This window comes from Micromonospora sp. NPDC049274 (assembly GCF_040678875.1).
GTDB lineage: Bacteria > Actinomycetota > Actinomycetes > Mycobacteriales > Micromonosporaceae > Micromonospora.
This window is the reverse complement of record NZ_JBFAQS010000006.1, coordinates 384,089-410,196: the sequence shown is the minus strand read 5'-3', so window position 1 is coordinate 410,196 and position 26,108 is coordinate 384,089. Positions and strand designations below refer to the sequence as shown.

General features: G+C 71.0%; 21 protein-coding genes and 1 pseudogene. All 22 read left to right on the top strand.

The features are described 5' to 3' along the window. The first annotated feature begins 29 nt into the window (after positions 1–29). The 22 genes and pseudogenes from AB0K10_RS14995 (at position 30) to AB0K10_RS14890 (ending at position 26,059) form a co-directional block, all read left to right on the top strand. Positions 30–962 (top strand): ABC transporter ATP-binding protein, encoded by a 933-nt coding sequence (locus AB0K10_RS14995; RefSeq protein WP_363683588.1) that lies wholly within the window; start codon positions 30–32, stop codon positions 960–962. Between the two features lie 136 nt (positions 963–1,098). Continuing rightward, entirely contained in the window at positions 1,099–1,638 is a 540-nt protein-coding gene (locus tag AB0K10_RS14990) for a hypothetical protein (RefSeq protein WP_363683586.1), read from the top strand. 85 nt (positions 1,639–1,723) lie between these two features. Then, a pseudogene (locus AB0K10_RS14985) lies at positions 1,724–1,816 on the top strand (XRE family transcriptional regulator); the annotation flags it as partial. Beyond that, positions 1,807–2,001, top strand: a complete 195-nt coding sequence (locus AB0K10_RS14980) for a DUF397 domain-containing protein (RefSeq protein WP_363683584.1) — start codon at positions 1,807–1,809, stop codon at positions 1,999–2,001. The pseudogene AB0K10_RS14985 and the gene AB0K10_RS14980, both read left to right, overlap by 10 nt. Positions 2,002–2,639: 638 nt before the next feature. Next, positions 2,640–3,437: an ABC transporter permease gene (locus AB0K10_RS14975; RefSeq protein WP_363683582.1), complete on the top strand. Its 798-nt coding sequence runs from the start codon at positions 2,640–2,642 to the stop codon at positions 3,435–3,437. A gap of 9 nt (positions 3,438–3,446) precedes the next feature. Further along, positions 3,447–4,256, top strand: coding sequence for an ABC transporter permease (locus tag AB0K10_RS14970; RefSeq protein WP_363683580.1), 810 nt, complete (start codon positions 3,447–3,449; stop codon positions 4,254–4,256). 120 nt (positions 4,257–4,376) lie between these two features. After that, a complete protein-coding gene (locus AB0K10_RS14965) occupies positions 4,377–5,399 on the top strand; it encodes a YihY/virulence factor BrkB family protein (protein ID WP_363683579.1) in 1,023 nt (340 codons plus the stop codon). A gap of 257 nt (positions 5,400–5,656) precedes the next feature. After that, entirely contained in the window at positions 5,657–6,835 is a 1,179-nt protein-coding gene (locus tag AB0K10_RS14960) for an ROK family protein (RefSeq protein WP_363683577.1), read from the top strand. Next, positions 6,832–8,469 (top strand): sugar ABC transporter ATP-binding protein, encoded by a 1,638-nt coding sequence (locus AB0K10_RS14955; RefSeq protein WP_363683575.1) that lies wholly within the window; start codon positions 6,832–6,834, stop codon positions 8,467–8,469. Before AB0K10_RS14960 ends, AB0K10_RS14955 begins: the two co-directional genes overlap by 4 nt. Further along, positions 8,466–9,590, top strand: a complete 1,125-nt coding sequence (locus AB0K10_RS14950; RefSeq protein WP_363683573.1) for an ABC transporter permease — start codon at positions 8,466–8,468, stop codon at positions 9,588–9,590. Before AB0K10_RS14955 ends, AB0K10_RS14950 begins: the two co-directional genes overlap by 4 nt. A 118-nt stretch (positions 9,591–9,708) precedes the next feature. Next, the gene (locus AB0K10_RS14945) at positions 9,709–10,761 is read left to right on the top strand and encodes a substrate-binding domain-containing protein (protein WP_363683571.1); all 1,053 of its coding nucleotides are present in this window, start codon (positions 9,709–9,711) and stop codon (positions 10,759–10,761) included. Positions 10,762–10,781: 20 nt separating this feature from the next. After that, positions 10,782–11,990 carry a Gfo/Idh/MocA family oxidoreductase gene (locus tag AB0K10_RS14940; protein ID WP_363683569.1) on the top strand — a complete coding sequence of 403 codons (1,209 nt, stop codon included), beginning with the start codon at positions 10,782–10,784 and terminating at the stop codon, positions 11,988–11,990. A gap of 522 nt (positions 11,991–12,512) precedes the next feature. Then, positions 12,513–13,679, top strand: coding sequence for an inositol-3-phosphate synthase (locus AB0K10_RS14935; RefSeq protein ID WP_363683567.1), 1,167 nt, complete (start codon positions 12,513–12,515; stop codon positions 13,677–13,679). Continuing rightward, positions 13,663–14,628 (top strand): SCO3242 family prenyltransferase, encoded by a 966-nt coding sequence (locus tag AB0K10_RS14930; RefSeq protein ID WP_363683565.1) that lies wholly within the window; start codon positions 13,663–13,665, stop codon positions 14,626–14,628. The genes AB0K10_RS14935 and AB0K10_RS14930 overlap by 17 nt, the downstream gene beginning before the upstream one ends. After that, entirely contained in the window at positions 14,625–15,593 is a 969-nt protein-coding gene (locus AB0K10_RS14925; protein WP_363683563.1) for a sugar phosphate isomerase/epimerase family protein, read from the top strand. Before AB0K10_RS14930 ends, AB0K10_RS14925 begins: the two co-directional genes overlap by 4 nt. A 65-nt stretch (positions 15,594–15,658) precedes the next feature. Beyond that, entirely contained in the window at positions 15,659–16,267 is a 609-nt protein-coding gene (locus tag AB0K10_RS14920) for an EboA domain-containing protein (protein WP_363683561.1), read from the top strand. Beyond that, complete coding sequence (locus AB0K10_RS14915; protein WP_363683559.1) at positions 16,268–17,125, top strand: TatD family hydrolase; 858 nt, start codon at positions 16,268–16,270, stop codon at positions 17,123–17,125. Beyond that, on the top strand, positions 17,125–18,324 hold the full coding sequence (gene eboE / locus AB0K10_RS14910) for a metabolite traffic protein EboE (RefSeq protein ID WP_363683557.1): 1,200 nt from the start codon (positions 17,125–17,127) through the stop codon (positions 18,322–18,324). The genes AB0K10_RS14915 and eboE overlap by 1 nt, the downstream gene beginning before the upstream one ends. Continuing rightward, a complete protein-coding gene (locus AB0K10_RS14905; RefSeq protein ID WP_363683555.1) occupies positions 18,321–19,742 on the top strand; it encodes a nucleotide pyrophosphatase/phosphodiesterase family protein in 1,422 nt (473 codons plus the stop codon). Before eboE ends, AB0K10_RS14905 begins: the two co-directional genes overlap by 4 nt. Further along, positions 19,739–20,806 (top strand): polyprenyl synthetase family protein, encoded by a 1,068-nt coding sequence (locus tag AB0K10_RS14900; protein ID WP_363683553.1) that lies wholly within the window; start codon positions 19,739–19,741, stop codon positions 20,804–20,806. The genes AB0K10_RS14905 and AB0K10_RS14900 overlap by 4 nt, the downstream gene beginning before the upstream one ends. Positions 20,807–21,022: 216 nt before the next feature. Further along, positions 21,023–23,878, top strand: coding sequence for a PQQ-dependent sugar dehydrogenase (locus tag AB0K10_RS14895; RefSeq protein ID WP_363683551.1), 2,856 nt, complete (start codon positions 21,023–21,025; stop codon positions 23,876–23,878). 75 nt (positions 23,879–23,953) lie between these two features. After that, the gene (locus AB0K10_RS14890; protein ID WP_363683549.1) at positions 23,954–26,059 is read left to right on the top strand and encodes a ThuA domain-containing protein; all 2,106 of its coding nucleotides are present in this window, start codon (positions 23,954–23,956) and stop codon (positions 26,057–26,059) included. Positions 26,060–26,108 lie beyond the last annotated feature (49 nt).

The following is a 26,108-nucleotide window of genomic DNA, read 5'->3' as shown; positions in this document are numbered from 1 at the left end:
CTGTCGGACCTGGCGGTTAGGGTCGGGCGGTGACTTCGGGGCGACCACTGATTCAGGCTCGTGGGCTGGTGAAGCGGTTCGGTGACTTCACCGCCGTCGACGGCATCGACGTCGACGTGCGCTCGGGTGAGGCGTTCGGGTTCCTCGGGCCCAACGGCGCCGGCAAGTCCTCCACCATGCGGATGGTCGGCTGCATCTCCCCACCCAGCGACGGTGAGCTGCGCATCCTCGACCTGGATCCGGTCCGCGACGGACCGGCGATCCGGGCCCGTCTCGGCGTGTGCCCGCAGATGGACAATCTCGATCCGGAGCTGACCGTCCGGGAAAACCTCACGGTGTACGCGCGCTACTTCGGCATTCCGCGTCGGGTGGCCCGGGATCGGGCCGCCGAGCTGCTCGACTTCGTGCAGCTCACCGAGCGGGCCGACAGCTTGGTCGAGCCGCTCTCCGGTGGGATGAAACGTCGTCTGACCATCGCCCGCGCGCTCGTCAACGACCCGGAGATCGTGCTGCTCGACGAGCCGACCACCGGGCTCGACCCGCAGGCCCGGCACCTGGTGTGGGAGCGGCTGTTCCGCCTCAAGCAGCAGGGCGTGACGCTGGTGCTCACCACGCACTACATGGACGAGGCCGAGCAGCTCTGCGACCGGCTCGTGGTCATGGACGGCGGACGGATTGTCGCCGAGGGTTCACCCCGGGCGCTGATCGAGGAGCACTCCACCCGTGAGGTGGTCGAGCTGCGTTTCGCGGCCGAGTCGCAGGAGCCCTTCGCCGGCAAGCTCGACGGTCTGGGGGAGCGGGTCGAGGTGCTGCCCGACCGGGTCCTGCTCTACGTCGCCGACGGCGACGCGGCGGTCGCCGAGGTCACCGCGTTGGGGCTCAACCCGGCCAACGTGCTGGTGCGGCGCAGCGGCCTGGAGGACGTCTTCCTGCACCTGACCGGCCGCACCCTGATCGACTGACGGGCCCGGCCCCCGATCGTCCCGGCTGGCCGATCCCTGCCGTCGGAAGCAGAGTGCGGGCGATCATGATCATGCGTACCATCGGCGGGCCCGGTCGAGGCACCTGCCCGACCTGAGGCTCGATCACGGGGGTTTCATGTCCACGCAGGTGACCATTAACCGGCATCAAGCCGGGCTGACCGCTCTCTACCTGGGCATCTTCGCGATGGTCTGGTTCAGCGTGCCGGCGGCCGAGCAGCCGTTGCGCGCTCTGCTGGTGGTGGGCAGCCTCGCCGCGCTCCTCACGGCCGTGCTGGGCGGCATGCTGTCGGCCCGCACCCGGGGCACGAGCGGCCCCCGGAACCGGGCGACCGACCGCCGTTACCTGCTCATCGTCATCGTCGAGTTCGTCGCCGCCGGGCTGGGAGCAGCCGTCCTGGTCGCCGCCGGCTGGTCCGCGTACGTCCCGGTGCTGGTCTGCCTGATCGTCGGGCTGCACTTCTTCCCCCTCGCCCCGCTGCTGGCGGACCCACTGCTGCGACCACTCGGCGTCGCGCTGTGCGCCGTGGCGGCGGCGGGTCTCGTCGTCGGGCTCGCCTCGGCGGTGTCCGCCGGTCTGGTGATCGGCACGGGTGCGGGTGTGCTGCTGCTCGGCTACGCCGTGCAGTCGCTGGTCCGCGCGCACCGGCCCGCCTGACGCGCGTCTGCGGCAAGCTCGACGCCGTGGGGGAGCTGGCCAGCGTCACGGGCAGGTCATCGACCGCACCGAGTACGTCCGTCAGATGGTCGAGGTGTGGGAGTCGATCCGTGGTGAGGCACTATCGCACAGGCAGTCCCTCGATCTCCTGGCGGAAGTAGCAGAGACATGGATTTGACCGGTGCCCGGTGGCGCAAGAGCATCCGTAGCGGCCCCGATGGCGGCAACTGCGTGGAGGTGGCCGACAACCTGTCCGGGTTGGTGGCCGTTCGTGACTCGAAGGACCCGACCGGCCCGGTGCTGGTCTTCGCGCCGGACGCGTGGCGGGCGTTCGTCGGGCTCGGCGCCGTTCGCTCAGGCTGATCAACTCCAGGTCGGCGATACGGCGGTGTCCTGGCAGCGGGATGCCGCAACATCGCCGATGTGGAGTGGATCATCGCGTCAAGGCGCCGCAAGCTCGGCGGGATGCCGCCACATCGCCGATGTGGAGTGGATCATCGCGTCAAGGCGCCGCAAGCTCGGAGGGATCCCGCCACGTCGCCGATGTGGAGGGTGCCGAGGTCGTCGCCCCGGGACCCGCCGGGTGGATCGTGGCGTCACTGTGCCGCGAGCGGGGCGGGCTGCCGCCGCTCGCTGGTCGCTGGCGCTTCGGAGCGCCCCGGCCGCCTAGATCGACTCGGTTTCCTGCAAATCGCCGTGTCGCACCGCTGTGGACACCCCGGTTTCCAAGAACCCGAGTCGATCATGAGCGCGAGCGCAGCCGGATCCCCCGGATTCGGTGTACCCGGGTCGATCATCGGACGCGAGTGCGTCGGGACACCGCGGTTTCGGTGAACCCGGGTCGATCATCGGACGCGAGTGCGCCGGGACACCGCGGTTTCGGTGAACCCGCGTCGATCGTCGGCGCGAGTGCGTCGAAACCTGGACGACACGTCGACTCGGTCGTCGTAGGGTGACCGGCGGCCTGTCGTACCCGGGGGGTAGGAAGGTCGGGGACGGGGGTGGTCGTGGTGAGTGTGGCGCAGCGGTCGCGCGTGCCGTGGGTGCCGGCGTACGCGGTGTTCGAGCACAACCTGGTCGGGCTTCGTCGCACCTGGCGGGCCGCTGTGTTCTCATCGTTCCTGCTGCCGGTGCTCACCGTGCTCGGCTTCGGGCTGGGCGTCGGTTCGTACATCGACCAGGGCGTCGACGGGGCGCGCTATCTCGACTGGCTGGTCCCCGGGCTGATCGCCTCGACGGCGCTCCAGGTCACCGTGGGCGACTCGACGTGGCCGGTGTTCAGCAAGTTCCAGTGGGTCAAGACCTACTTCGCGCAGACGGCGTCGCCGCTGCGGGTCGGTGACATCCTGGCCGGGCAACTGGCCTTCGTGCTGTTCCGGGTGCTCACGACGAGCGCGGCGTTCCTGCTGGTCACCGGGCTGTTCGGGGCGTTGCGGTCGCCGTGGGCGGTGGTCACCCTGCCGGTGGTGGTGCTGCTCGGGCTGGCCGTGGCCGCGCCTACCTTCGCGTACGCCGCGGTGGTGTCCAGCGACAGTTGGCTGGCGATGCTGTTCCGGTTCGCGGTCATCCCGATGACGCTGTTCGCCGGCGTGTTCTTCCCGGTCGAGTCGCTGCCCGAGGCGCTGCGCTGGCTGGCGTACGTGACGCCGCTGTGGCACGCCGTCGACCTGTGCCGCGCGGCGACCCTCGGTGTTGCTCCACAGTGGTCCGTCGCCGGGCACCTGCTCTACCTGGCTGTCTGGGCCGCCGCCGGTTACCTGCTGGCGTTGCGCACCTTCCGCCGCAAGCTCGTCGTGTAGGGAGATCCCGTGGTCACGCTGGTCCTGCCCCGGCTCGTCGACGTCTCCGCCGCGTCCCGCCGGTCGGCTTCGGTGGTCGAGCGCAACGTCGCCGCGCTGAAGTCGGTCTACTGGCTGCTGCTGCTCTCCGGCATCGTGGAGCCGCTGCTCTATCTGTTCTCCATCGGCGTGGGCGTCGGGACGCTCGTCGGTGACCTGCCGCTGCCCGACGGGCGGCTGGTGTCGTACGCCGGGTTCGTGGCGCCGGCGATGCTGGCCTCCTCCGCGATGACCGGGGCGCTCTCCGAGACGACCTTCAATTTCTTCGGCAAGATGAAGTACATGAAGCTGTACGACGGGATGATCGCCACCCCGGTACGGCCGTTCGAGATCGCCCTCGGTGAGCTGGGCTGGGCGATGCTGCGGGGCAGCGCCTACTCGGCCGCGTTCCTCGGCGTGATGATCGCCATGGATCTGACAAGCGTCGTCCATGCCCTGACGACCCTGCCGGCCGCAGTGCTGGTCGGGTTCGCGTTCGGGGCGCTCGGTATGGCGATCTCCACCTTCATGCGCAGCTGGCAGGATTTCGACCTGGTGGCCTCCGCGCAGTTCACCCTGTTCCTCTTCTCCGGCACCTTCGTGCCGGCGCAGGCATACCCGACTCTGCTGCACTGGCTGGTCGAGGTCACCCCGCTGTACCGGGCGGTGCACCTGGTCCGTGGCATCGCGCTGGGCGCCGGGGGTTGGCTCTGGCTTCTCGACGTGCTCTACCTGCTGGCGATGCTGGCGGCCGGCCTGCTGGTGGCGTCGCGGCGGATGGGCAGGTTGCTCTACCCATAGGGGTTATCCGCCGCCGTTCGCGGGGCATGTCCTCCAGACGACACCGCCGACACCGACACCGGCGGCGACGGCGAGGACACCGACGCCGGCGATGGCGACACCCGACGAAGAGGAGGGGCGATGGCCTCCGACGAGACTTCCGCCCACCGCGAGCGCGAACGTGAGCGCAGCGAGCCGGTCGGGCCCGACGCCGGGCCGGACAGCCCCACCGATCTTCCCGGCAGCGGGTGGAAGGCGGCGCTGCGCCGCACGGTCACCGAGTTCCAGGACGACAACCTGACCGACTGGGCGGCGGCGCTCACCTACTACGGGGTGCTGTCCATCTTCCCCGGGCTGCTGGTGCTGATCTCGATCCTCGGCCTGCTCGGCACGAGCGCCACCGAGGGCGTCAAGGACACGGTCAACCAGGCGGTGCCGAACGACAGCATCCGGGAGATCATCACTGCGGCGATCACCACGGCGGACAAGAACGGCGGCCTGGCCAGCGTCGCGGCGATCATCGGTGTGGTGGCCGCGTTCTGGTCCGCGTCCGGCTACATCGGCGCGTTCATGCGCGCGTCGAACAGCATCTACGACGTGCCCGAGGGCCGGCCGATCTGGAAGACGCTGCCGATCCGGCTCGGCGTGACAGCGGTGGTCGGGGTGCTCCTGCTGGCCAGTGCGGTGATCGTGGTCTTTACCGGCCGTCTCGCCGAAACGGTGGGGGACGTGGTCGGCCTCGGCTCGGCGGCGGTCACGGTGTGGGACATCGCCAAGTGGCCGGTGCTGCTGCTCCTGGTCAGCCTGATGTTCGCCATCCTCTACTGGGCCTCACCGAACGCCCGGCACGGCGGGTTCCGCTGGGTCAGCCCGGGCGGGGTGCTGGCCGTGGTGATCTGGCTGGTGATCTCCGGCCTGTTCGCCCTCTACGTGAGCAACTTCAGCTCGTACGACAAGACGTACGGCGCGCTGGCCGGCGTGATCATCTTTCTGGTGTGGCTCTGGCTGAGCAACATCGCGATCCTGTTGGGCGCCGAGTTCGACGCCGAGTTGGAGCGCGGGCGGGCCATCTCGGCCGGCCACTCGGTCGACGACGAGCCGTACGTCGAGCTGCGCGACGACCGCAAGCTCAAGAAGAAGAGGAACTCGGCCGGCGGTCGTTGACCGCACGAAACCGCCCCGTCAGCGAAGATGCGCTGGCGGGGCGGTTTCGTGTGCGTCGATGGAACTGCCCGCGAGCGTACGCGGGCACGTCGTAATCCTTTTCTTGATCAACTAGTAGCTTTTGCTCTTACGGACAAAAGTTGCCACCGGAACGGTTGAAGCTCTGGACAGGCGGTGCGCAACGCTCCTACTGTGTCGGACACAACACCTCGGCGTTGCGTCGATGTGAACGAGTTCGATGAAGAGGTGAATTCCCGGTGCGGACGGTCGAGCCCCTGCACGTCCGATTGTTGCGGTTGCTGCGCGACGAGGGGGCCGTGTCCCGGGCCGAGCTGGGCGACCGCCTCCAGATGCCCCGCCCGCGCCTGCTGGCCGAGCTGGATCGCCTGGTCGCCCTGGGTTACGTCGCCGAGGCTGGGCTCGCCGCCTCCCGGGGCGGCCGTCGCTCCACTCTGGTCGAGCTGAACCCGAAGCTGCGCTTCGCGGCCGTCGACCTGGGCGCCAGCTCGATGGACGTCGAGGTGGTAAACGGTCGTCTCGAACCGGTGGCCCACTACGCCGAGCCGGCCGACATCCGCAACGGACCGAAGGTGACCCTGCAACGGGTCAACGAGCTGCTGCACAAGGCCCGGGTCGACGGCGCGTACGAGCGGTTGGACGCGGTGGGCATCGGCGTACCCGGCCCGGTCAGCTTCCGCGACGGCGTCCCGGTCTCACCGCCGATCATGCCGGGCTGGGATCGGTTCCCGGTTCGCGAGCTGCTCAGCCGGGAGCACGGCTGCCCGGCGGTGGTCGACAACGACGTCAACATCATGGCGATCGGTGAACGCCACGGCGGTGTCGCCCACTCGGTGGACGACTTCCTCTTCGTGAAGATCGGCACCGGCATCGGCTGCGGCATCTACCTGACCGGCGACGTCTACCGCGGCACCGACGGCTGCGCCGGGGACATCGGCCACATCCAGGTCGACGCGCACGGGCCGATGTGCTCCTGCGGAAACGTCGGATGTCTGGAGGCGTTGTTCAGCGGCGCCGCCCTGGCCAAGGACGCGACCGCTGCCGCCCGCAGCGGATCGTCGCCGGCACTTGCCGAGCGGATGAGCCTGCGCGGCGCGGTGACCGCTCTGGACGTCGCCGAGGGCGCGGTCGAGGGCGATGTGACCTGTATCCAGCTGATCCGTGACGGCGGACGGCGGGTCGGCGGGGTCCTCGCCGGTCTGGTGAGCTTTACCAACCCGTCGATGATCGTGATCGGCGGTGGGCTGGCCCAGCTCGGGCACATCCTGCTCGCCGAGATCCGCAGCGTGGTCTACCGCCGGTCGCTTCCGCTGGCCACCGGCAACCTGCCCGTCGTGCTGTCCGAGCTGGGCGGACGGGCCGGCGTCGCCGGCGCGGCCGTGCTCGCCAGCGACGTCGCCTTCGGCGAGGCCTCATGAACCTGCGGTCGTCAGGCGCCAAACCCAACCTGAGCGAGGAGGAGACTGTGGCCCAGCCCGAGGAGAACGCCGCCGTCGCCGGGGCGTCGCTGGTCGAGGCCCCCGCGGACACCGTCGCCGGCGAGGTGGTCCTGCGCCTCACCGACGTGGTCAAGACCTTCCCCGGCGTACGCGCCCTGGACGGGGTGCAGTTGGAGGTGCGTGCCGGCGAGGTGCACTGCCTGCTCGGGCAGAACGGCGCCGGCAAGTCCACCCTGATCAAGGTCCTGGCGGGGGTCCACCAGCCGGATTCCGGCGAGGTGGAGTGGCGCGGCGAGCCGACCACCTTCGCCAACCCGCAGGCCGCCATGCGTGCCGGCATCGCCACCATCTACCAGGAGCTGGACCTCGTCGAGGACCTGTCGGTGGGGGAGAACGCGTTCCTCGGCCACGAGCCGCGCCGGCTGGGCTTCGTCCGCCGCGGGCAAATGGTCCGACGAACCCGGCAGATCCTCGGTCGGCTCGGTCACGGCGAGATCCACCCCAAGCGGATGGTCCGCGCGCTGCCGGCGGCCGGCAAGCAGATCGTGAGCATGGCCCGGGCGCTGTCGCACGAGGCGCGACTGATCATCATGGACGAGCCGAGCGCGGTGCTGGCGCACGACGAGGTGGGCAACCTGTTCCGGATCATCCGGGAGCTGACCGCACAGGGCATCGCCGTCATCTACATCTCCCACCGCCTTGAGGAGATCCGCGAGATCGGCGACCGGGTCACCGTACTCAAGGACGGCCGGACCACGGCGGCGAACCTGCCGGCGCGCGACACCCCGACCCGCGACCTGGTCAGCCGGATGACCGGCCGCAGCATCGAGTACGTCTTCCCGGAGCGCCCGGCGGCCGGTCCGGCCGGCGCGGAGCTGCTCCAGGTGGAGGGGTTGACCCGGGCGGGCGAGTTCGCCGACGTGTCGCTCGATGTCCGGGCCGGTGAGATCGTCGGCATCGCCGGGCTGGTCGGCTCCGGCCGCTCCGAGCTGCTGGAGACGATCTACGGCGCACGCCGAGCCGACTCGGGCACCATCCGGATGGCCGGCCGGGCCCTGCGCGCGGGTGTCGGAGCGGCGGTCCGGGCGGGCATGGGCATGGCGCCGGAGGAGCGCAAGAGCCAGGCGCTGCTGCTCGGCGAGCCGATCTACCGCAATGTCACCCTCTCCACCTTCAGCAGGTACGCCCGGTTCGGCTTCACGAACGTGGCGGCCGAGCAGGCCGCGGCGAACCGGATCGCCGACGATCTCGAACTGCGCCCGCGCGACGTCCGCCGCCCGGTGCGCACCCTCTCCGGCGGCAACCAGCAGAAGGTCGTGGTGGGACGGTGGCTGCTCGGTGACACCAAACTGCTGATCCTGGACGAGCCGACCCGAGGCGTGGACATCGGTGCCCGTGCCGAGCTGTACCAGGTGATCCGGGGCCTGGCCGCCCAGGGCGTCGGTGTCCTGCTGGTCTCCAGCGAGGTGCCCGAGGTGCTCGGTCTCGCCGACCGGGTGCTGGTGATGCGGGAGGGCCGGGTGGTCCGCGAGGCCCCGGCCGGCGAACTCGACGAGAACACTGTGCTCGACCTCGTGATGGCGGGGTCCCTGATGGAAGGCGCACCGGCATGAGCGACGCGACTCCCACCCCCACGGCGACCCCGGAGCGCCCGCAGCTGCCGGCGCAGTCGCCGCCTGTGGATCCCGCCGAGACGGCGGCGGCCAGCGAGGCGGCGACGACCAGCAACCGGCTCTCGTGGTGGCGGGGTGACAGCGGCGAAGGCGCCCGCCGTAACCTCGGCCTCATCGGGGTGCTGGTGGTCCTGGTCATCATCGGCGCGGTGACCCGGTGGGACCTCTACTCCAACCCGGACTGGGTGTGGGGCAACACCCTCACCATCCTCAAGCTGGCCTCGGTGGTCGGCGTGGTCACCGTCGGGATGACCTTCGTCATCATCGGCGGCGGCATCGACCTGTCGGTAGGCGCGATCGTCGCGCTCTCCGCGGTCTGGGCCACCACCGTCGCCACGCAGAGCTACGGCGCCGGTGGCATGATCTTCACCGCCCTGGTCGTCGGGCTGGCGGTCGGCGTGGTCAACGGAATCCTCATCTCGTACGGCCGGCTGGTGCCCTTCATCGCCACCCTGGCGATGCTGGTGGCCGCCCGCGGTCTGGCGGCGGAGATCTCGAACAAGCAGACCCAGCTGTCCAACAACACCTTCATCAACAACATCGCCAGCGAGAAGGTGCTCGGCATCCCGCTGCTGGTCTACATCCTCGCCGCGGTCGTCGCGGCCGGTTGGGTGCTGCTCAACCGCACCACCTTCGGCCGGCGCACGGTCGCCGTCGGAGGCAACCCGGAGGCGGCCCGGCTGGCCGGCATCAACGTCCGGCGGCACACCCTGCTGCTGTACGCGCTGTCCGGCCTCTGCTGCGGCATCGCCGCCATCATGCTCACCGCCCAGGCCAACTCGGCCCAGGCGGCGACGGCAAACCTCTACGAGCTGGACGCGATCGCCGCCGCGATCATCGGTGGCACGCTGCTCAGCGGCGGGCGGGGCACGATCATCGGTTCCCTGCTCGGCGTGATCATCTTCTCGACGATCACCAATCTCTTCGCCATCAACGGCCTCTCCAGCGAGGCCCAGAACATGGTCAAGGGCGGCATCATCGTGGCGGCCGTCCTGGTCCAGCAGGTGCAGTTCCGCAGCATCACCCAGTTCCTGGGCCGTAACCGGCTCACCAGCAGCTGATCCACCCCCGCAACCGCACCACCTTGCCGCACCAGCACAGGGTCACCCGAGCATCGACGGTGACCGGATACCACGCACCCTTCACTCATCCCACCACCTGCGAACACAGGAGGTCGTCATGACCCAGCACAGTCCCGACCTGTCGCGCCGCCGAATGCTCTTCGGCGGGGTCGCGGTCGGCGCCGGCGTACTGCTGGCCGGTTGCACGAGCAACGAGTCGTCGCCCACCACCGCGCAGACCAAGGCTGCGGCGACCGGCGTCAACAACGAGCCCGGCAAGAAGGTGGTCATCGGCTTCTCCGCCCCCGCCGACGACCACGGCTGGATCGCCGCCATCACCAACAACGCCAAGGCGCAGGCCAGCGCGTACCCCGACGTGGAGCTCAAGCCCGTCGCGGCGGGCGCGGACCCGGCGGCCCAGCGGGCGGCGCTGTCCACCCTGGTGTCGCAGAAGCCCGACGTCATCGTGGTGCTGCCGCACGACGGCAAGGAGCTCAACGCGTTCGGCCTGGAGGCCATGACCGCCGGCATCCCGGTGATCAACCTGGACCGTGCCTTCCCCGACGCCCGGGCGTACCGCCTGCAGATCAAGGGCGACAACTACGGCATGGGCGTCGCCGCGGCGACGTACATCATCGCCCAGCTCAAGGCCAAGGGCGTCAGCAACCCGGTCATCGGTGAGATCCCGGGCATCGACGCGCTGGAGCTGACCCAGGAGCGGACCAAGGGCTTCAACGACACGCTCGCCGCGAGCGGCTTCAAGGTCGCCAACCGGCGGCCGGCGGAGTTCACCGTCGACTCCGGCCAGCAGGCCGCGACCGGGCTGTTCCAGGCGCTGCCGAAGATCGACGCGATCTGGAACCACGACGACGACCAGGGCGTCGGCGTGATGGCCGCGATCAACCAGTCCGGCCGCAAGGAGTTCTTCATGGTCGGCGGCGCCGGCTCGAAGAAGGCGATGGAGGACATCCAGGCGGACAACACCGTGCTGAAGGCCACCGTCACCTACAGCCCGTCGATGGCCTCCTCGGCCATCTCGCTCGCCCGCCTCATCGGCCAGGGCAAGGGCATGTCCGACCTGGTGGAACTCCAGGTGCCCAAGGAGATCGTGCTCGCCTCGGAGACGATCACGAAGGAGAACGCGAGCAACTACCTCAAGCTCGGGTTCTGACACACGGGGGGAGACCCACCTTGTCCACGACAGACAGAGAACTGCGGATCGGCATGGTCGGTTACGCGTTCATGGGCGCTGCGCACTCACAGGCGTGGCGCACCGTGAACCGCGTGTACGACCTGCCGGCACGGGCCAGGATGGCGCTGATCTGCGGCCGCGACACACCGAAGGTGGCCGAGGCCGCCGACCGGCTCGGCTGGGACGCGTACACGACGGACTGGCGTGACCTGATCAACCGGGATGACATCGACGTGGTCGACGTCTGCACACCGGGCGACAGTCACGCCGAGATCGCCCTCGCCGCACTGGCCGCCGGCAAGCACGTCCTGTGCGAGAAGCCGCTTGCCAACACGGTGGCGGAGGCACGGGCGATGACCGCCGCGGCGGAAACCGCCCGCGCCGCCGGGGTGCGATCGATGTGCGGGTTCAACTACCGCCGGGTCCCCGCGGTCACGATGATGCGCCAGATGGTCGCCGAAGGACGCCTCGGAGTAATCCGGCACGTCCGGGCGGTCTACCTGCAGGACTGGATCGTGGATCCGCAGTTCCCGCTGGTCTGGCGGTTGCAGAAGGACAGGGCGGGCTCCGGCGCGCTCGGTGACATCGGTGCCCACATCATCGACCTGACGCAGTTCGTCGTCGGCCAGCGGATCACCGGCGTCAGCGCGATCACCGAGACGTTCGTGAAGGAGCGGCCGCTGCCCGCCGAGTCGAGCGGTCTGGCCGCCACCGTGGATGGCGGCTCGGCGCCCACCGGGCCGGTCACCGTCGACGACGCCGCGATCTTCGTGGCGCGGCTCGACGGCGGCGCTCTGGCCACGTACGAGGCGAGCCGTTTCGCCACGGGCCGCAAGAACGCCCTGCGAGTCGAGATCAACGGCTCACTGGGCACCGTGGTCTTCGACCTGGAGCGCCTCAACGAGCTGGAGTTCTACGACGCCACCCGGCCCACCCTGGAGCAGGGCTTCAGCCGGATCCTGGTGACCGAGGGCGACCACCCGTACATGTCGGCGTGGTGGCCGCCCGGCCACATCATCGGCTACGAGCACTCCTTCACCCACCAGATGCGCGATCTCATCGAGGCGATCGCCACCGGCACCGATCCGGCGCCCTCCTTCGCCGACGCGTTGCAGGTCCAGCTCGTGCTGGACGCGGTGACCCGTTCGGCGGATGTCGGATCCTCCTGGACCGACGTGGAACCGGCGCTCACCGCGGTGGCCGTCTGACCTCCTGACCATCCGCGACGGCGGTGCTCGCGCCGCCGTCGCCCGACAGGCTTTCCGGAGCCGACCGGCGAGGGACCGACAGCGGTTTGCGCCCCGCGGTCGGGACGAGGTCGGCTCCGGGAAGTGTGCGGCCGGGCCACGTGGCCCGGTGGCGCACGAGCAGGACGGTCGTCCGGTGCGACCGGACCGGGATTCCCCGGCCGCACCGGAGGACCGCCACCACCTGAGACGTCCGATCGGGGCACGCCAACGCCCCGGCCGGCGGATGCGGGGGAGGCAGGGTCGAGACGCCGACCGACCCTGCCTGCCAGCCCCGTCTGCCCGCACCCGTACCGGGAGCCGGTCCGTCGTCGTCGCCGCCGACGCCGACGCCGGATCCGGTGTCGTTCCGGTACGGGTCGGGCGGGCGGGGCACCATCCTGCAAGGCCGTAGCTTTTCGAGAAATATTCTGATATTCCTATATTTAATTACGCCGACTTTTTAACTACTCCGACGGTTCCTCCTGGACGGGAAGGAGCACCATGCGAACGGGTGTCTGGCTGGTAGGAGCACGCGGTTCGGTCGCGACCACCAGCATCGTCGGAGGGCTCGCGCTGCGGGCTGGTCTGGCCGGACCGACCGGCTGCGTCACCGAGCTGCCGGATCTGCGCGGCCCCGCCCTCCCGTCCTTCGCGGACCTGGTCTTCGGTGGCCACGACGTGGCCACCACCCCGTTGAGCAAGCGGGCGGAGGCACTCGCCGACACCGGTGTGATACCCGGTCGGCTGGTCGCCGCGCTCCCCGACGAGCTGGCCGCCGTCGAGCGGGAACTGCGGCCGGCACCGCTCGGCGGCACCCAGGCCGACCGGGTCGCGACAGTCGTGGACGACCTCACCTCCTTCCGCACGCGCCACCGGCTGGACCGCGTGGTCGTGGTCAACGTCTCGGCCACCGAACCCGCACCTCGACCGCACCCCGGGCACGCCGACCCGGCCGCGCTGCGCGCCGCCCTCACCGGCCCGGACGAGGTGCTGCCGCCCAGCTCCCTGTACGCGTACGCGGCGCTGCTGGCCGACTGCCCCTACGTCGACTTCACCCCGTCGACCGGGCTGCGGCTGCCGGCGCTGGCCGCGCTCGCCGACGAGCTGCGCCTGCCGTACGCCGGGCACGACGGTAAGACCGGCGAGACCCTGGTCAAGTCGGTGCTCGCGCCGATGTTCGCGATGCGCAACCTCGCCGTGCGCTCCTGGTCCGGGATGAACCTGCTCGGCGGCGGCGACGGCGCCACCCTCGCCGACCCGGCCGCCAACGCGGCAAAGGTGCAGAGCAAGCAGCGCGTGCTCGGCGAGACGCTTGGCTACGTCCCGCAGGGCAACACCCGCATCGAGTACGTCGAGGAGCTGGGTGACTTCAAGACCGCCTGGGATCTGATCACGTTCGCCGGCTTCCTCGGCACCGGGATGCGGATGGAGTTCACCTGGCACGGCTGCGACTCCGCGCTTGCCGCGCCGCTGGTGCTCGACCTGGCCCGGCTCACCGCCGCCGCGCACGCCGCCGGGCACGCGGGGCCGCTTGCCGACCTGGGCTTCTTCTTCAAGGACCCGCTCGGCACGCCCACCCACTCGCTGGCCGAGCAGTGGGCCCGGCTGACCGACTTCACCAAGCGGTTGCACGCCGGCCTGGAGGGTGGCCATGACCACGCTGGCTGACGTTGCCGAACTGGTCCGCGCGCCGGCCGCGCTCTCCGTCCCCGGTGACGTGGTCGCCGGCGCGGCGGCGGCCGGCGCGTTGAGCCCGCGTACCCCCGCTCTCGCCGGCGCGTCGGTGCTGCTCTACTGGGCCGGCATGGCCGCCAACGACTGGGCCGACAGGCGGTTGGACGCCGTCGAACGCCCCGAGCGGCCGATCCCCAGCGGCCGCGTCACCCCGGCCGCCGCGCTGGGCCTCGCGGCCGGCCTCACCGCCGCAGGCGTGGGCCTGGCCGCCGCCGTGGGCGGTCGCCGCGCCGCCGCGCTCGCGGTGCCCCTGGCCGCCACGATCTGGGGGTACGACCTGCTGGCCAAGAACACCGCCGCCGGCCCCGCCGTGATGGCCGCCTGCCGAGGGCTGGACGTGCTGCTGGGCGCATCCGGCGGCAACCTGGTGCGGGCGCTCCCCTCGGCGGCGACCGTGGCGGCCCACACCTGGACGGTCACCACGCTGTCCCGGCGCGAGGTCACCGGAGCGGACGCGGCCCTGCCGATGCGCACACTCGTCGGCACCGCAGTGGTCGCCGCCAGCGCCGCCGTCGCCGTCCCCGGCGCCCGTCGTGCTGACGTCCCGGGCGCTCGCGACGCTGACGTTGCCGCAGCCGAAGCCGGAGGGGTCGACGAGCGGGCCGTCGTGGGCTCGGGCCGGTCCCGGTCGGCCGGGGTCGCCGCCGCGCTGCCCGCGCTGCTGGCCGGGTGGTACGCCGCCCGCTACGGCGCGGCCCAGGCCCAGGTCGTCCGCGACCCCTCCGCCGGGAAGGTTCGCGCGGCTGTCGGCGCGGGAATCACCGGGCTGCCCGCCCTGCAGGGAGCGCTCACCGCACGCGGTGGGGCCGGCCTGCTCGGTCTGGCCGTCGCGGCGGCGGCGCCGCTGGGTCGCCGGCTGGCCCGGAAGGTCTCCCCGACATGAGCGTGCCCCGACCCGCGCCGCCGACCACTGACGCGACGACGCTGCGCCTCGGGTACGGCACGAACGGCTTCGCCAACCACCGGCTCGACGACGCGCTCGCCGTCATCGCGGACCTCGGCTACGACGGCGTGGCGCTCACCCTGGACCACGACCACCTGGACCCGTTCGTACCCGGGCTCACCCGCCGGATCGCGGCTGTCGGTCGACGGCTGGACGCGCTCGGCCTGGGGCTCGTGATCGAGACCGGGGCCCGCTATCTGCTCGACCCGTGGCACAAGCACGCGCCGACGCTGCTGCACGACGACCCCACCCGGCGGATCGAGTTCCTGCGCCGGGCGGTGCGGATCGGCGCCGACCTGGGCGCGGAGGCGGTGTCGTTCTGGGCCGGTGTGCGACCCGCGACGGTGACACCGCAGTGCGCCTGGGACCGGCTGGTCGCCGGCTGTGCCAGCGTGCTCGACGCCGCCGACAGCGGGGGCGTCACCCTGGGCTTCGAGCCAGAGCCGGGAATGCTTGTCGAGAGCATCACCGACTGGCGTCGACTGCACGCCGCACTCGGGGCTCCGGCCCGCTTCGGCATCACCCTCGACATCGGCCACTGCCGGTGCCTGGAGCCGTGGCCGGTGCCGCAGTGCGTCGCAGAGGTGGCCGACCACCTGGTCAACGTGCAGATCGACGACATGCGCCGGGGCGTGCACGAGCACCTGGAGTTCGGCACCGGCGAGATCGACTTCCCGCCGGTGCTGGCAGCCCTGGCCGAGGCCGGCTACCGCGGGCTGGTCGCCGTCGAGCTGCCCCGCGACTCGCACGCCGCACCGGCGGTCGCGGCGCGATCGATCGAGTTCCTGCGTTCCGCCGCCGCGACCGCGTCGGCGGGCCGCACCGATGACGGGGTACCCGCCGGCGTCCTTTGCTCTGCTTCAACGGACGCACCAGAACCGGCCACCAACCGTCGCGTGGAGTGAAGCAGAGCAAAGGACGCGCTCGGGTACCCGCGGAGCAGCACAGCAGCACAAGGGGAGGAGACGGGATGACACCGGATTCACTACGGGCCGCGCTGCGGGGCGTACCCGATCCCGATTGGCTGGACGCGGCGCTGCACCAGGTCGCGGCCGAGCCCACCGCGATCACCCGGCTCTTCCCCGCCGTCGGCAGGCGTTGCGGCCGGGCCGCGTTGCCCGACGCCCCCGGCTGGACCGCCGACGACGCGGCCCGGGTGCTGCTGCTCACCAGCCTGCCGAGCGAGCACGCCGCGTACGCCGAGAGCCTCTACCAGCACGGTGACGCGGCCGAGCGGCGGGCGGTGCTGCGGGCCCTGCCGCTGCTGCCGATCGGCGCCGAAGGGGTGCCGCTGCTGCACGACGCGATCCGGACCAACGACACCCGGCTGGTCGCCGCCGCCCTCGGCCCGTACGCCCGGCACCTGGACCCGGCCGCCTGGCGGCAGGCGGTGCTCAAGTGCGTGTTCAGCGGCGTGCCCCTCGCCGTCGTCGCCGACCTGGAGACCCGCGCCGACGGGGAGCTGGCCGCGATGCTTGCCGCGCTGGCCGCCGAGCGGCACGCCGCCGGCCGGGACCTACCCGCCGACGCCACCGACCTGCTCGACCGGCTCACCGCCGCACTGCCCCGGGAGGCGTGAATGCGCATCTTCGACCCCCACATCCACATGACCTCACGCACCACCGACGACTACGAGCGGATGGCCGCCGCCGGGGTCCGCGCGGTGGTGGAGCCGGCGTTCTGGCTGGGCCAGCCACGCACAAGCGCCGCGTCGTTCGTCGACTACTTCGACTCGCTCATCGGCTGGGAGCCGTTCCGGGCCGGGCAGTTCGGGGTGCGGCACTTCGCGACCATCGCGCTGAACCCCAAAGAGGCCAACGACCCGCGCTGCCGGCCGGTCCTCGACCTGCTGCCCCGCTACCTGGACAAGGACGCGGTCGTGGCGGTCGGCGAGATCGGGTACGACTCGATGACCCCGGAGGAGGACGAGGCGTTCGCCGCGCAGCTCGCCCTCGCCGTGGCGTACGACCTGCCGGCGCTCGTGCACACCCCGCACCGGGACAAGGCGCGTGGCTGCGAGCGCACCCTCGCCGTGGTCGCCGAGTCCGGCATCGACCCGGGCCGGGTGGTGGTCGACCACCTCAACGAGGTGACGGTCAAACTCGTCCGGGACAGCGGCTGCTGGCTGGGCTTCTCCATCTACCCGGACACGAAGATGACGCAGCAGCGGATGGTCGAGCTGCTGCGCGAGTACGGCACGGAACGGATGCTCGTCAACTCGGCCGCCGACTGGGGGCGCTCCGACCCGCTGCTGACCCGGGCCACCGGGGAGGCGATGCTGCTGGCCGGATTCGGCGACGACGACGTCGACCGGGTGCTGTGGCGCAACCCGGTGGAGTTCTACGGGCAGTCCGGTCGGCTCGACCTGAGCGACCTGGACGTGGCCGCCAAGGTGGACCCGCAGACCGGCAACTCGATCCTGCGCGGCGGCAGCTGATGCGGCTACGACATGCCGGCGGCGACACCGTCCATCTCGGCTACTGCACAAACGTGCACCCCGCCGAGGACCTCGCCGGCATCCTCGGACAACTGGACACCTACGCCGTGCCGGTCCGCGCGGCGCTCGGCAGCGACGTGCTCGGCCTCGGCCTGTGGCTGGCCGCCCCGGTCGCCGCCGAGCTGGCCGCCGACCCGGCGCTGCGGCTGCGGCTGCGTGCCGAGCTGGACGCGCGTGGGCTGGAGGTGGTCACCCTCAACGGCTTCCCGTACGCGGCCTTTCAGGCGCCGGTGGTCAAGCAGGACGTGTACCACCCGGACTGGACCACCGAGCAGCGGCTGACGTACACCCTGAATCTGGCCCGGGTGCTCGCCGACCTGCTGCCTGACGACGCGGCCCGGGGGTCGATCTCCACCCTGCCGCTGGCCTGGCGCCAACCCTGGGACACCGAGCGGGCCGACGCGGCCCGCCATCGGTTGGACCAGCTCGCCGCCGGCCTGGCTGCCGTGCAGCGCGACACCGACCGCGAGGTGCGGGTCGCCTTCGAGCCGGAGCCCGGCTGCGTGGTGGAGAGCACCGGGCAGGCGGCCGCGCTGCTGTCCGGGATGGACACCGACCGGTTGGGCGTCTGCGTCGACCTGGCCCACCTGGCGTGCGCCTGGGAGGATCCGGCCGAGGCGCTGGAGCGACTGCGGGCGGCCGGGCTGCCCGTGGTGAAGGTGCAGGTCTCCGCCGCCGTCGAGGCGACCGACCCGGAGGGCGGCGCCGACGCGTTGCGTCGCTGGGTGGAGCCGCGCTTCCTGCACCAGACCCGGGGCGTCGGCTGCGCCGGCCGGGCCGATCCGGCCGATCCGGCGTACGCGGCCGACGACCTCGACGAGGCGCTGGACCGGGCGCTGCCCGGCCCGTGGCGGGTGCACTACCACGTGCCGCTGCACGCCCCGCCGGAGGAACCGCTCAGCTCTACCCTGCCCGTCCTGCGCGCCGCGTTGAGAGCGCTCTACAGCGGGCCGACCGCCGGGTGCGACCACCTCGACGTCGAGACGTACACCTGGGGGGTTCTACCGGCCGCGCGGCGGCCGGGCACCGACGCGGAGCTGGCCGCCGGCATCGCCGCCGAGCTGGCCTTCGCCCGGAACGAATTGGTCGGCCTCGGGCTGACCCCGGAACGCACCGTGAGCGCGGGAGTGACGCGATGAGCCGACGACTTGTGGTACTCGACGTGGTGGGGTTGACCCCCCGACTGCTGGCGCACATGCCCCGGCTACGCGGCGTCGCCGACGGCGGCTTCCGGGCCGAGCTGGGCACCGTGCTGCCCGCGGTGACCTGCTCGGTGCAGTCCACCTTCCTCACCGGCGAGCAGCCCAGCGGGCACGGGATCGTCGGCAACGGGTGGTACTTCCGGGAGCTGGGCGAGGTGTTCCTGTGGCGGCAGCACAACGCGCTTGTCGGCGGGGACAAGCTCTGGCAGGCGGCCCGTCGGGCCGAGCCGGGCTACACCGTGGCAAACGTCTGCTGGTGGTACGCCATGGGCGCCGACGTCGACTGGACCGTCACGCCCCGGCCGGTCTACTACGCCGACGGGCGCAAGGAGCCGGACTGCTACACCGACCCGCCGGAGCTGCACGACGCGCTCACCGGCCGGCTGGGCACGTTCCCGCTGTTCACCTACTGGGGGCCGACCGCCGGGCTGCCGTCGTCGCGGTGGATCTGCCAGGCGGCCGAGCAGATCCTGGCCGACGTGTCACCCGACCTGACCCTGGTCTACGTCCCCCACCTCGACTACGACCTGCAACGCTTCGGCCCGTCGTCGGCCCAGGCCGCGGCCGCGGCGGCGGAGCTGGACGCGGTGCTCGGCCCACTGCTGGACGCCGCACGGGCCCGCGACGCCACAGTCGTGGTGCTCTCCGAGTACGGCATCACCGACGTGTCCCGGCCGGTGGACGTCAACCGGCTGCTGCGCGCCGAAGGGCTGCTGCGGGTGCACACCCAGGCCGGCATGGAGTACCTCGACCCGTGGACGTCGAAGGCGTTCGCGGTCGCCGACCACCAGGTCGCGCACGTCTACGTCAAGGACCCGGCCGACGTGCCGGCGGTGGCGAAACTGTGCGCAGGGCTGCCCGGGGTGGCCGAGGTGCTCGACGCCGAGGGCAAGGCCGCGCACGGGCTGGACCACCCGCGCGCCGGGGAGCTGGTGCTGGTGGCCGAGCCGGACTCCTGGTTCACCTACTACTACTGGCTCGACGACGCCCGCGCGCCGGACTTCGCACGCCTGGTCGAGATCCACCGCAAGCCGGGGTACGACCCCGCCGAGCTGTTCTTCGACCCGGCCAACCCCGGTGCCGCGAAGGCCCGCGCCGGGGTGGCGCTGGCCCGCAAGAAGCTCGGCATGCGCTACCTGATGAGCGCCGTCGGTCTGGACGCCGGCGCCCAGGCGGTACGCGGCTCGCACGGGCGGCTGCCCAGCGACCCGGCGGACGCCCCGGTGCTGCTCTGCTCCGACGCGTCCGCCGCCCGGGACAAGGTCGCGGCCACCGAGGTCAAGGCGCTGCTGTTGGAACTCGCCGGGCTGAGCTCCGGTGACGGGAAAGCGGAGCGGCCGGGGGAGGGGGCGTGACGGTCACGGTGACCCCGACCGACACGAGCGGACTGCGGGCGCGCTTCGACGCCGAGTTGGCCGCCTTCCTCGACCGGCAGGGCCCGGACTGGCCCGACGGCGCGCCGCGCGGCGTGTTCACCGCGCTGCAACGATTCGTGCTGGCCGGCGGCAAGCGGCTGCGCCCGCTGTTCTGCTACTGGGGCTGGCGTGGCGCCGGGGCGGCCGACGGCAGCCCGATCGTGGTGGCCGCGGCGGCGCTGGAGCTGTTCCACGCGTTCGCGCTGATCCACGACGACATCCTGGACGGCAGCGACCGCCGGCGGGGTGAACCGTCGGTGCACCGCCTCTTCGCCGACCTGCACGCCCGATCGTCGTGGCGCGGCGACCCCGAGGCGTACGGGCGCAACACAGCCCTGCTCTGCGGGGACCTCTGCGCGGCCTGGTCGGATCAGATGTTCCACGAGTGCGGGCTGGAGACCGAGCAGGTGCATCGCGGCTACGCGGTGTTCGCGCTGATGCGGACCGAGGTGATCGCGGGGGAGTACCTCGACCTGGTCTCCGGGGTGGGGGACGGCTCGGTGGCCAGCGCGCTCACCGTGATCCGGATGAAGGCCGCCCGGTACACGGTCACCCGACCGTTGCAGATCGGCGCGGCCCTGGCCGGCGCGGGTTCGGAGCTGCTCGCCGCTCTCGGCGAGTTCGGTGACCCGTTGGGTGACGCGTTCCAGCTCCGCGACGACGTGCTGGGCGTCTTCGGTGATCCGGCGGTCACCGGAAAGTCGGTCCTGGACGACCTGCGCGAGGGCAAGCCCACGGTGATGATGGCGCTGGCCCGCAGCGCCGCCGACCGGTCGCAGACCGCGCGGCTGAAGGAGCTGTTCGGCAATCCCAGGCTGGACGCCGAGGGCGCGGCCGACCTGCGCGAGATCATCGAGGCCACCGGCGCCCGGGACCGGATCGAGCAGATGATCCGGGTCCGGACCGAGGCGGCGCTCACCGCTCTGCGCAGCGCCGTGGTGGCCGAGGAGGCGCGATCCGCCCTCGTCGCGCTGGCGGGCCAGGCCATCGATCGGCGCGCCTGACCCATCAACTTTCGATCAAATCAACGAAAGTTGATGCTGGATCGCCGGAAGGTGTGGACACATCGACGGGCGCGACTTAGTGTCGGGGCCAACACGACATTGTTTCGTCGAGGTGAACCGGCGGCGCGGTAACCCATCGACCCCACCACCGCTACGGCATCCGGCGCGACGGCGCGCGCCCGGCCTGGCCTCACTCGTCAGGAAGGGACAGCACAGATGTCCAACAAGGACGCACCCCCTCGTCGGCACAGACGATTGTTCTCCGCCGGTTCGGCCCTGCTCCTCGTGGCCGCGGCCGGCACCGTCACACTGGCGGCCAGCCCGACACCGGCCCAGGCGCACACGATCACCGCCAGCGACTTCCAGCAGGTCGAACTCGCCCGTGGCGTGTCCGACATGGGTGAGCCGATGTCGCTGGCCGTGCTGCCGGACCGCTCGGTCCTGCACACCGCCCGCAACGGCACCCTCCGGCGCACCGACGCCAACGGCACCACGTCGGTGATCGGCACCCTGTCGGTCTACAACCACGACGAGGAGGGGCTGCAGGGCGTCGGCGTCGACCCGAACTTCGCCAGCAACCGGCAGATCTTCCTCTACTACGCACCGCCGCTGTCCACCCCCGGCGGCGACGCGCCCGCGACCGGCACCGACTTCTCGGCCTGGCAGGGAGTGAACCGCCTCTCCCGGTTCACCCTCAACAGCGACTTCACCGTCAACCAGGCCAGCAAGGTAGACGTCCTCGACGTGCCGGCCGACAGGGGTCTCTGCTGCCACGTCGGCGGGGACATCGACTTCGACGCCGCCGGCAACCTGTACCTGTCCACGGGCGACGACACCAACCCCTTCGAGTCCGCCGGCTACTCGCCGCTGGACGAGCGGACCAACCGCAACCCGGCGTACGACGCGCAGCGCAGCGCCGGCAACACCAACGACCTGCGGGGCAAGATCCTGCGGATCAAGGTGAACTCCAACGGGACGTACTCCATCCCGTCGGGCAACCTGTTCGCGCCCGGCACCGCCAAGACGCGGCCGGAGATCTACGCGATGGGGTTCCGCAACCCCTTCCGGATCAGCGTGGACAAGGGCACCGGAGTCGTCTACGTCGGTGACTACGGGCCGGACGCCGGCAGCACCAGCTCCACCCGTGGGCCCTCCGGCCAGGTCGAGTTCAACCGGGTCGCCGCCCCAGGCAACTTCGGCTGGCCGTACTGCACCGGCACCAACACCACCACCGAGACGTACAACGAGTGGGACTTCGCCGCCAACACCGGCGGCGCGAAGTACAACTGCGCAGGCGGGCCTACCAACAACTCGTTCCGCAACACCGGCCTGACCACCCTGCCCCCCGCCCAGTCAGCCTGGATCCGGTACGCGGGCGACGCCGGCACCCCGACCGAGTTCGGCGGCGGCTCCGAGTCGCCGATGGGCGGCCCGGTCTACCGCTACAACGCCTCGTCGACCTCCACCACGAAGTTCCCGCAGTCGTTCGACGGCCAGTTCTTCGCCACCGAGTTCGGCCGGGGCTGGATCAAGCCCATCCACGTCAACTCCGACGGCTCCCGGGGCACCATCGACACCTTCCCGTGGGTCGGCAAGCAGGTGATGGACTCGGCATTCGGCCCGGACGGCTCGTACTACGTGCTCGACTACGGCACCGGCTACTTCAACGGTGACGCCAACTCGGCGCTCTACCGCTTCGACTACGTCGCCGGCGGCAACCGGGCGCCCAGCGCCGCGGCGAGCGCCAACAAGACCTCCGGCGCGGCGCCGCTGACCGTGGTGTTCTCGTCGGCCGGCTCGTCCGACCCCGAGGGCGGTGCGCTCACCTACTCGTGGAACTTCGGCGACGGCACCACCTCCACGACGGCGAACCCGACGAAGACGTACAGCGCCAACGGCACCTACACCGCGACACTTACCGTGCGGGACCCGCAGGGTGCCACCGGCAGCGCCAGCGTGCAGATCAACGTCGGCAACACCGCGCCCACGGTGACCATCAACAACCCCGGCAACGGGCAGTTGTTCAGCTTCGGCGACACAGTCGCCTACAGCATCACGGTGACCGACCCCGAGGACGGCACGATCGACTGCACGAAGGTCAAGATGACCTACGTGCTCGGGCACGACCAGCACGGGCACCAGATCACCTCGAAGACCGGCTGCTCGGGTTCGATCACCATTCCGGTCGACGGTGAGCACGACGACGCGGCGAACATCTTCGCCATCTTCGACGCCGAGTACACCGACGCCGGTGGGCTGACCACGCACACCCAGCACACCCTGCCGCCGCGCCACCGCCAGGCCGAGTTCTTCGGCAGTTCGTCCGGGATCAACGTGTTCAGCAAGACCCCGGCCGAGGGCGGCAAGACCGTCGGCGACATCAACAACGGCGACTGGATCGCGTTCCAGCCGTACCGGCTGGGCAATGTCACCTCGTTCACCGCCCGGGTCTCCTCGGCGGGCGCCGGCGGCACCCTCCAGGTCCGGGCCGGCTCGGCCACCGGCACGGTGCTCGGCTCGGCGACCGTTCCGGTCACCGGCGGCTGGGAAACCTTCACCACCGTGACCGGTGCGATCAGCAACCCGCCGACCGGCACCACCACGCTCTACCTGACGTTCGCGGGTACGGGCACCGGCGCGCTCTACGACCTGGACGCGTTCACCTTCACCACCGGCTCGGCCCCCACCGGCGGGACCGGCCCGATCAAGGGTCTGGGTGGCAAGTGCCTGGACGTCCGTAACGCCGCCACCGCCGACGGCACGCAGATCCAGATCTACACCTGCAACGGCAGCGCGGCGCAGACCTGGGCGGTCACGCCGAACTCCACGATCAAGTCGTTGGGTAAGTGCCTGGACGTCTCCGGTGCCGGCACCGCCGACGGCACCAAGATCCAGCTCTACACCTGCAACGGGACCGCGGCGCAGAACTGGGCCGCGCAGGCCGACGGCACGATACGCAACGCCGGGTCCAGCAAGTGCCTCGACGTCACCGGCAGCAGCTCCGCCGACAGCACGGTGGTCCAACTGTGGACCTGCACCGCCGCCGCCAACCAAAAGTGGATCCTGCCCTGAGCTGAGTGGTGGGGCCCCCTGTCACCGCCTACGGTTGGGCAGGGGGCCCTTCCTAACCACAGTTAGGAGAGCGATATGCGCAGACGCCTGCGACCCGTCCTCGGCGCGGCCATGGCGGCCCTCGCCGTCATCGCCTGCACCACCCCCGCAAGCCCGGCCAGCGCCGCCGACGCCCCGTACGACGTGCTGGTCTTCTCCAAGACCGCCGGTTTCCGGCACGACGCGATCCCGGTCGGCATCCAGACCATCCGTGACCTGGGCGCCGCTAACAACTTCACCGTCACCGCCACCGAGGACGCCGCCGCGTTCACCACCTCCAACCTCGCCCAGTACGAGGCTGTCGTCTTCCTCAACACCACGGGTGACGTGCTCGACGCCAGCCAGCAGACCGCCTTCGAGTCGTACATCGGCTCCGGTCGTGGTTACGTGGGCGTGCACGCGGCCTCCGACACCGAGTACGACTGGCCGTTCTACGGCAACCTGGTCGGCGCGTGGTTCGCCTCGCACCCGGCGATCCAGCAGGCAAACGTCAAGGTGGAGGACCGGGGGCACGCCGCGACCGGGCACCTGCCGCAGACCTGGACCCGCACCGACGAGTGGTACAACTACCGCACCAACGCCCGGTCGACCGCCCACGTGCTGGCCACGCTCGACGAGTCGTCGTACTCCGGTGGCGGCATGGGCGCCGACCACCCGCTGAGCTGGTGCAAGAGCTACAGCGGCGGCCGATCCTTCTACACCGGGGCCGGGCACACCCAGGCGTCGTACGCCGAGCCGGCCTTCCGAACCCACCTGCTGGGCGGCATCCGGTACGCGGCCGGTCGGAGCAAGGCCGACTGCCGGCCCGAGACCGGCTACACCCCGCTCTACAACGGCTCCACGAGCGGCTGGTCGCAGGCCGGTCCGGGCAACTTCACCAACTCCGACGCCACCCTGACCTCGGTGGGCGGCATGGGGTTGTTCTGGTACAACGCTAAGCAGTTCACCAACTACTCGTTGAAGCTGGACTGGAAGCTGGCCGGGGACGACAACTCCGGCATCTTCATCGGCTTCCCGCCGTCGAGTGACCCGCAGTCGGCGATCAACAACGGCTACGAGGTCCAGATCGACGCCACCGACGCGGTCGACCGCACCACCGGCTCGGTCTACACGTACAAGGCCGCCGACACCGCGGCCCGGGACGCGGCGCTGAACGCGCCGGGGGAGTGGAACACCTACGAGTTGCTGGTCGAGGGCGAGCGGCTACAGGTCTTCCTCAACGGTGTGAAGATCAACGACTTCACCAACACCGATCCGGTCCGCTCGCTCGCCGGCCACATCGGCATCCAGAACCACGGCACCGGTGACGACGTCGCGTTCCGCAACATCCGGATCAAGGAGCTGGGCACCACGCCGCCGCCCACCGGCACGATCCAGGCCGAGGCGTTCACCTCGGCCAACGGCGTCTCCGCGTTCACCAAGGACGGCGCCAACGGTGGCCAGACCCTCGGCTACATCGAGCCGGGCGACTGGGCCGCGTACAACGGCGTGGACCTGACCGGCGTCACCTCGTTCACGGCCCGGGTCGTCTCCGGTGGCGCGGGCGGCACCATCCAGGTGCGCACCGGTTCGGCCACCGGCCCGGTGCTCGGCTCGGTCGCGGTGCCCAATACCGGCAGCTGGACCACGTACGCCAACGTCACCACCGCGCTCTCCAACGTCCCGTCCGGCACCCAGAACCTCTATCTCACCTTCACCGGCAGCGGCACTGGGCTCTTCGACCTGGACGACTTCACCCTGGTCAAGGGCGGCAGCGGCACTCCCGGGGTAGGCCCGATCAAGGGTCTGGCGGGTAAGTGCCTGGACGTGCGCGGCGGCGCCACGGCCGACGGCACCCAGATCCAGCTCTACACCTGCAACGGCGGTACGGCGCAGACCTGGACCGTGTCCGGTTCGACGATCAAGGCGCTGGGCAAGTGTCTGGACATCTCCGGTGGTGGCACCGCCAACGGCACCAAGATCCAGCTCTGGACCTGCAACGGCACGGGCGCGCAGAACTGGGCGGCCCAGTCCGACGGCAGCCTGCGCGGCACGGCGTCGGGCAAGTGCCTGGACGTCTCCGGCAACAACTCGGCGGACAGCACAGTCGTCCACCTCTGGACCTGCAACGGCGCGGCCAACCAGAAGTGGACCCTGCCCTGACCCGCCGAACGCACCGAGCCCGCCGGGCTCACTGAGCTCGCAGGGGCCG

Bases quoted from the DNA above. Each gene is read 5' to 3' on its own strand.
- AB0K10_RS14915 (WP_363683559.1), top strand. From the start codon at position 16,268: ATGCGCATCTTCGACCCCCACATCCACATGACCTCACGCACCACCGAC.
- AB0K10_RS14950 (WP_363683573.1), top strand. From the start codon at position 8,466: ATGAGCGACGCGACTCCCACCCCCACGGCGACCCCGGAGCGCCCGCAG.
- eboE (WP_363683557.1), top strand. From the start codon at position 17,125: ATGCGGCTACGACATGCCGGCGGCGACACCGTCCATCTCGGCTACTGC.
- AB0K10_RS14935 (WP_363683567.1), top strand. From the start codon at position 12,513: ATGCGAACGGGTGTCTGGCTGGTAGGAGCACGCGGTTCGGTCGCGACC.
- AB0K10_RS14965 (WP_363683579.1), top strand. From the start codon at position 4,377: ATGGCCTCCGACGAGACTTCCGCCCACCGCGAGCGCGAACGTGAGCGC.
- AB0K10_RS14955 (WP_363683575.1), top strand. From the start codon at position 6,832: ATGAACCTGCGGTCGTCAGGCGCCAAACCCAACCTGAGCGAGGAGGAG.
- AB0K10_RS14920 (WP_363683561.1), top strand. From the start codon at position 15,659: ATGACACCGGATTCACTACGGGCCGCGCTGCGGGGCGTACCCGATCCC.
- AB0K10_RS14890 (WP_363683549.1), top strand. From the start codon at position 23,954: ATGCGCAGACGCCTGCGACCCGTCCTCGGCGCGGCCATGGCGGCCCTC.
- AB0K10_RS14945 (WP_363683571.1), top strand. From the start codon at position 9,709: ATGACCCAGCACAGTCCCGACCTGTCGCGCCGCCGAATGCTCTTCGGC.
- AB0K10_RS14895 (WP_363683551.1), top strand. From the start codon at position 21,023: ATGTCCAACAAGGACGCACCCCCTCGTCGGCACAGACGATTGTTCTCC.
- AB0K10_RS14930 (WP_363683565.1), top strand. From the start codon at position 13,663: ATGACCACGCTGGCTGACGTTGCCGAACTGGTCCGCGCGCCGGCCGCG.
- AB0K10_RS14980 (WP_363683584.1), top strand. From the start codon at position 1,807: ATGGATTTGACCGGTGCCCGGTGGCGCAAGAGCATCCGTAGCGGCCCC.
- AB0K10_RS14925 (WP_363683563.1), top strand. From the start codon at position 14,625: ATGAGCGTGCCCCGACCCGCGCCGCCGACCACTGACGCGACGACGCTG.
- AB0K10_RS14905 (WP_363683555.1), top strand. From the start codon at position 18,321: ATGAGCCGACGACTTGTGGTACTCGACGTGGTGGGGTTGACCCCCCGA.
- AB0K10_RS14990 (WP_363683586.1), top strand. From the start codon at position 1,099: ATGTCCACGCAGGTGACCATTAACCGGCATCAAGCCGGGCTGACCGCT.